The sequence below is a fragment of the Dysgonomonas gadei ATCC BAA-286 genome, from assembly GCF_000213555.1.
Lineage (GTDB): Bacteria > Bacteroidota > Bacteroidia > Bacteroidales > Dysgonomonadaceae > Dysgonomonas > Dysgonomonas gadei.
This window is the reverse complement of sequence record NZ_GL891985.1, coordinates 290,214-296,346: the sequence shown is the minus strand read 5'-3', so window position 1 is coordinate 296,346 and position 6,133 is coordinate 290,214. Positions and strand designations below refer to the sequence as shown.

Below are 6,133 nucleotides of genomic sequence, written 5' to 3'. Positions count from 1 at the left end.
TCTATACTACGTACTTCATTGGCTTTAGATAAATTACTACGTGTTACGCTTTTTCCAAATCCAAGATGATAAAACTTTTTCTTATGCGCATCAAGTATCCCTATCAAATCCCGAAGGCTTTCCCGATTAGATAACTGACCAAAAATCAGAACTAAAAGGTGATTCCAACAAGTAAATGATTTTACATATTTATTGCCTTCGTATTTATCGACTAAACAATCAAAAGCTCTCTTGGGCAGAAATCTACATAATTGAGTAAAAACGTAATGTCCATTGTGCATTCCTACTATCATTTTGTTACTTCTAACAAAAATAGAGATTTGAAATGTACACGTAAAAAAAACGAATATTATTAATTGCATATCAAATAATTACATCGCTTGTTAATGTTTTTTAGTGGACACTAGTGTATTGCATACGCCCAATTGTGATATTTTGCTATGCGGGCGTATGCAATACGCCCCTACAGGCCTTCGATAGAAGTTGAACAATTTGATGCGTTTGCCCTGGATAGCTTTTAGCCGTTAGCTTTGGCTATCGCATAAGTGACTTTACAGTGAACAGTCATCCAGTTAACAGTATTCTCACGCAAAGACGCTAAATCGCAAAGTTCAATTTATAATTCATTGTAATGTTTTGCATTCTCTTTGTAGGGGCGAATAAACATTCGCCCGATATTGATTGCGGACGAATGTTTATTCGCCCCTACAGTTTTCTCAAAAGGTAACAAAGGTTACACCTTTTTCAATTAATAACCTGTATCTCGTATAATTTTTCGTTCTTCACTTAATACTTACTACTTATCCCAATACTTCAAAGAACTGTCAGCTAACAGCTAAAGGCTAATAGCTTATTATATAGATAAAGTTTTCTTAAAGTGTTTAAGCGGGTAGTAAGGTATTGTATATAAAAAAGCAAGCCCCGGATTTCGGAGCTTGCTTATATTCTGACCTGTTGTTTAGAACTTATATCCTACCGTCAGGTAAGCGTTCATATTTTTACCGCTCGGATTAGATATTCCTGTAATATCTTCAACAGTTGCACTGTTTTTTACATTAATCAGATTACTTAAACCTAAATCATAACCTAATCCTACGACAATCTTGTTAAACTCAGCCCCAACACCAAGACCGACACCAAAATCGAATCTGTTATATTTGAAACCTAACGCATCTTCTATGTCTTTATTGAATGCATCAATACTTATTGCGCCAGCTTTGTATTTACCACTTACAGCATATGCTACATACGGACCGGCATGCAATACCAATTTAGTATTTTCTGCTACCTGGAACTTATATCCTATATGTACAGGCAATTTCAAGTATGATAAATTTATCTTTGAATCGCCTTCTTTTGTTCCTTCAAGAGAATAGTCCAGTCCTGTCAATAAATACAGGTCCGATGGCAAAGCATAATCCAATGTTACTCCTACATTGAATCCGACTTTAGCATCTCCTTTTAGGTCTTCAGTCATATTCGAAAGATTTATTCCTGCCTTTACGCCGAAAGTAAGAGGCTTTTCCTGTGCATTAACATTTACTACTAATAGTAATGCAGCAATAACTAAGCTAAATTTTAGAATTGTTCTCATAATTGTCTTATTAGGTTAAATTAAAACTTGTCGTAGGCAAATATATATTCTTTTGCTGATATTCTTTAACAACTCGTAAGAAATAATAAAGAAAAGATATCTTATCGATTATATTTTAATAACCACTTAACGGAATATTTTTATCAAGGGAGATAAATATGTGTGCCTGAGGTTTTTCCTATCTCGTCTGCACTGGTTATCACCACTTCTTTTACACCTGCTTCGATAGATTCGAACGCATTGTCAAGTTTAGGTATCATGCCTCCTTGTATAACACCTTTCTGAACCAGATCCTTAAATGCTGCTTTGTTTAGTGATGGAATTACGCTATCATCATCATTTTCATCCATTAACACGCCTTTCTTTTCAAAACAATACACAAGGCTCACCTCGAAAACGTTGGCTAAGGCTTTTGCCGTTTCTCCTGCTATCGTGTCGGCATTGGTGTTTAGTATATTGCCAAGTTTGTCATGTGTGAGAGGGGCTAATATGGGTACTATGCCCTGAGATATCAGAGAAGACAGTATCGCCGTGTTTACCTCCTTTACATCTCCTGCAAATCCATAATCTATTTCTCTTACGGGTCTTTTTTCGGAACGTATCAAATTCATATCTGCGCCTGTAAGTCCAAGAGCATTCACGTTCAGGGCTTGTAGTCCTGCCACAATATTCTTATTAACAAGGCCTCCATAAACCATTGTTACTATTTGCAGTGTCTCTAAATCGGTGATGCGGCGGCCGTTTATCATACGGCTTTCGATGCCCAGACGCTCTGCCAGTTTTGTTGCCGATCGTCCTCCGCCATGAACTAGTATTTTATATCCTTCTATACGGGCAAAATCTTTTAGAAGTTGTTTCAGCGATTGTTCTTCTTCTACAATTTTTCCGCCTACTTTTATTATAGTTAGCTTCTCCATATGTTTGCTGAATGAGTGTGTATAAAGATAAAACAAAAAGAGATTGTTCCAATAGAAACAATCCCTTAATAAATCTTTTCTCCGAAAGATTACTTTCTGATACCTAGTTCTTTGATGATAGCACGATATCTTTCAATATCATTATCTATCAGGTAATCAAGCAAACGGCGACGTTTACCTACAAGGCGTCTTAGAGATCTTTCAGTGTTATAATCCTTCTTATTTAACTTCAAATGCTCAGTTAAATGCGAAATACGGTATGAAAACAATGCTATCTGAGCTTCAGGTGAGCCAGTATCAGTGTTAGACTTTCCGTGTTTTGCGAAGATTTCTTGCTTTTTAGCTGAATCTAAATACATAAGTTGTTATTTATATTATTTAACGAGGTGCAAAGATAAAACTTATTTTTTGACAGACAAATATTTAGCCCGAAAATCCATCAAAATGGAAGGTCGTCGCCACTGTCTCCACTAAAGTCCACCGGGGTAGCGGCTTGTGTAGGTTGACTTGCTTGTCCGTATGATTGCGCCGGAGCAGGTTGACTTGTGCCTGCAGGTTCTACTTTCCAAGCTCTGAGGTCTGTGTACCAGTTTCCGTTATATTCACGGCTTTCTACATCGAAAGACACATCCAGAATATTTCCTATTTGAAGTATAGATTCATTTATTTTATCACCCCAGAAGGTCATGCATACTTTTTTAGGATACATGCCATCGGTTTCAAGAATGATGCTCTGTTTCCTCCACTCTCCGTTTTTACCCATACCTGTCTGTACAGGAAGTACTTGAATTAATTTTGCTGTTAACTGCATTATTATATTATTTTGTTGATTTTCAAAAACGAGGCATAAAGATACAAAAAAATCAATTAATCTCAACTTTCATCGAAAGGTATCTCCTGTTGCGCTTGTTCTATGGCTTGCAGTTTTTCGGCTGAGGTGATAAATTCTTTATAATATGACAGTAGCATGGTAGTTAAGGGGATAGCGATTATCATACCCACTATGCCTAATAGCGAACCCCATACCGAAAGAGATAAGAGAATGATTGCCGGGTTCAGGCCCATTGCTTTTCCCATTATTTTCGGTACTAAGAACAGATCCATAATACATTGCACAATTACGTATATAAGAGCCACTAATCCCAGCATAACCCAAAAACTATCGTCTGTTTGCGATGCCCGCAACCAGCAAAGCAATATTGCCGGCGGGAATGTGATGACCTGAAGATATGGTATCATATGTACAAGACCTACAAAAAGGCCAAACATAATTGCCATCGGCAAACCTATGATCTGAAATCCGGTAGCATACAGCACTGCCAGAATGCAGCAGATAAATGCCTGATGGCGGAAATATTTGTTCATGCTGGTTTCCACGTCCAGTGTTATACGCCCTACTATCGGGCGGTATTTAGGTGGAATAAGGAATCTCCAGAGTTCATTTATCTTATCATAATCGAGCAATATAAATATCAGGTATAAGATAACAATAAAGACTACTGTAAGGCCGAAGAGGAAGGATATTGTACCCGAAAAAAGGGATTCTACGGCAGGGCTTACATATTGGATAATTTCTGCAAGATTGTCTTTCGACAATGTGCTTTGAAGTTCTTTGTAGTCAACATACCGACCTATAATATCAGCCACACTTACCGGAATCCCGTTTTGGCTTATTACCGACAGATCGTAAGTTGCAATAAGGTTGTTGATTTGCCATATTTCATTTTCGATAAGAGGAACCAGTATAAATCCGAGTAGTGTGAATATCCCCGCCACTGATAGTAGTGTAAGTATAACAGCTATAGAATGAGGGAGCTTTAATTTCCTTTTGTAAAAGCGTACCAATGGATTGAGCATATAAGCTAAAAGCCATGCTATGAAAAAAGGGAGCAATACATCTTTCAGTAAATACAGAAAGTAGAGGGCGGCTCCTATAGCCAATACGCTTATCAGCAGTCGGATAGTGCGATCGAAAGTAAAAGGCTTGTCGAATGGTTGTCCCATTGTCATATGCGGATGCTGTTTTAAATTATTTGATATATCTTTACAAAGATATTTTATTTTTTCTTATTTCCCGTAACAATCTGTCTATGATGAAAGCAAAGAGCCGATATTTATTAACATTCTTGGTATTAGTTCCTTATATACTGAATGCACAGGTAAAACAAGCCGGAATACAAATTTTTCTTAATCATCAGGGGCTCAAACATGCCTCCGTTGGTATTTGTGTAAAGGACTTGTCAGGGACGAAACTAGCCGGACATAATGAAGACAGGGCATACACCCCCGCATCCATACTAAAGGTAGTAACTACCGCCACCGCACTGGAAATATTGGGTCCCGATTATAAATATCAGACGACTCTGGCTATAGACAAAGATAAATCGGACAGGCTGCTGGTGCATGGATATGGCGATCCTACGCTGGGCACCGAACATCTGGATAATACGCCTGACGAGTTCCTTTCCCGATGGACAGAACAGATAGGACAGAAATTCGATTCAACAAAAAAACTGGATATTACCATTGTCGATGATTATTTTGGATATGAAGGCGTATCGCAACGATGGACATATCAGGATATGGGTAATTATTATGCTGCGGCAAGTTATGGTATCAGTATTTATGATAATACCTATGAATTGTTTTTCAATACAATGCGTCTCGATACATGTCCCATTATAATAAAGACCCGGCCTGAAATGAACCTATCGTTCCGCAATACCCTTACGATGAATGCTACAGGGCAGGACAACGGATATATTCACGGGGAACCTTTCTCTGTAAACAGACTTCTTTCGGGAGATATCCCCGGTGGAAGGCCGTCGTTCAGTATAAAAGGCGATATTCCAGATCCGGGCTTATATCTCGGCGAAGTATTGGCAAAGCAGTTGACTGATAAGGGCTTTAAGTTGGGTACGGTAGAAAGCACGTATGACAGGTATTTCAATCAGATGTATTCGAAGAATCGAAAGACTTTTAACGAAGATATATTCTATCGCCACGAGTCTTTTCCATTGAAAGATATCATAAAGGATACCAATGTAAGGAGCAACAATCACTATGCGGAACATCTTATACGTACCGTAGGCCGTACAAAAACGACAGATATATACTCCTCTGCCCTGGATGCAGGGATTGACAAAACGAAAGAGTTATGGAAGGCCCGGGGATTGAATACCGATGCGCTTACTATGTTCGATGGAAGCGGGCTTGCCCCGTCCAACGCCGTGAGTCCTGCATTCATGTGCGATCTGCTGGTGTATATGCAGGCAAAAAGCAAGTATGCCGATGCATTTCTGGAGTCGTTGCCCAAAGCAGGGAAGGACGGAACTGTAGGCAGCCGGCTCAAAGGAACACGCCTTGCAGGGAAGATTTCGATGAAAAGCGGCAGTATCTATGGCGTGCAATGCTTTGCGGGATACTATATTGACGGGGATAAGAAATATGCTTTTACCATAATGGTCAATAATTTTACGGGTTCACGTAGCCGGATAGTGCAGGCTATAGATAAGTTGTTGCTCTCGATGTTTTGAGGGAGTAAGAAAAATATTGGATAATTTAAAAAAAATATAGGGGCGAATATTTATTTGCCCCTACTTCATATTATTGATTGCTTATC

Annotated in this window: 7 protein-coding genes; 1 reads left to right on the top strand and 6 read right to left on the bottom strand. The window is 38.7% G+C overall.

Translation table 11 applies throughout. The features are described from left to right. The 6 genes from HMPREF9455_RS13885 to HMPREF9455_RS13860 form a co-directional block, all read right to left on the bottom strand. Nucleotides 1–293, bottom strand: a 293-nt coding sequence (locus HMPREF9455_RS13885) for a DUF4372 domain-containing protein (protein WP_044216299.1), incomplete at its 3' end; no start/stop codon positions are given. Between the two features lie 665 nt (nt 294–958). After that, nucleotides 959–1,594 carry a porin family protein gene (locus HMPREF9455_RS13880; RefSeq protein WP_006800344.1) on the bottom strand — a complete coding sequence of 212 codons (636 nt, stop codon included), beginning with the start codon at nt 1,592–1,594 and terminating at the stop codon, nt 959–961. 143 nt (nt 1,595–1,737) lie between these two features. Next, a complete protein-coding gene (gene argB, locus HMPREF9455_RS13875; protein WP_006800343.1) occupies nt 1,738–2,511 on the bottom strand; it encodes an acetylglutamate kinase in 774 nt (257 codons plus the stop codon). An 89-nt stretch (nt 2,512–2,600) separates the two neighbouring features. Beyond that, a complete protein-coding gene (rpsO, locus tag HMPREF9455_RS13870; RefSeq protein ID WP_006800342.1) occupies nt 2,601–2,870 on the bottom strand; it encodes a 30S ribosomal protein S15 in 270 nt (89 codons plus the stop codon). An 80-nt stretch (nt 2,871–2,950) separates the two neighbouring features. After that, nucleotides 2,951–3,322: a DUF3127 domain-containing protein gene (locus HMPREF9455_RS13865; protein ID WP_006800341.1), complete on the bottom strand. Its 372-nt coding sequence runs from the start codon at nt 3,320–3,322 to the stop codon at nt 2,951–2,953. A gap of 62 nt (nt 3,323–3,384) precedes the next feature. Then, nucleotides 3,385–4,521 carry an AI-2E family transporter gene (locus HMPREF9455_RS13860; RefSeq protein WP_006800340.1) on the bottom strand — a complete coding sequence of 379 codons (1,137 nt, stop codon included), beginning with the start codon at nt 4,519–4,521 and terminating at the stop codon, nt 3,385–3,387. Nucleotides 4,522–4,601: 80 nt separating this feature from the next. Between HMPREF9455_RS13860 and dacB the strand changes: the two genes are divergently transcribed. Then, nucleotides 4,602–6,047 (top strand): D-alanyl-D-alanine carboxypeptidase/D-alanyl-D-alanine endopeptidase, encoded by a 1,446-nt coding sequence (dacB, locus tag HMPREF9455_RS13855; protein ID WP_044216333.1) that lies wholly within the window; start codon nt 4,602–4,604, stop codon nt 6,045–6,047. The last annotated feature ends 86 nt before the right edge of the window (nt 6,048–6,133 follow it).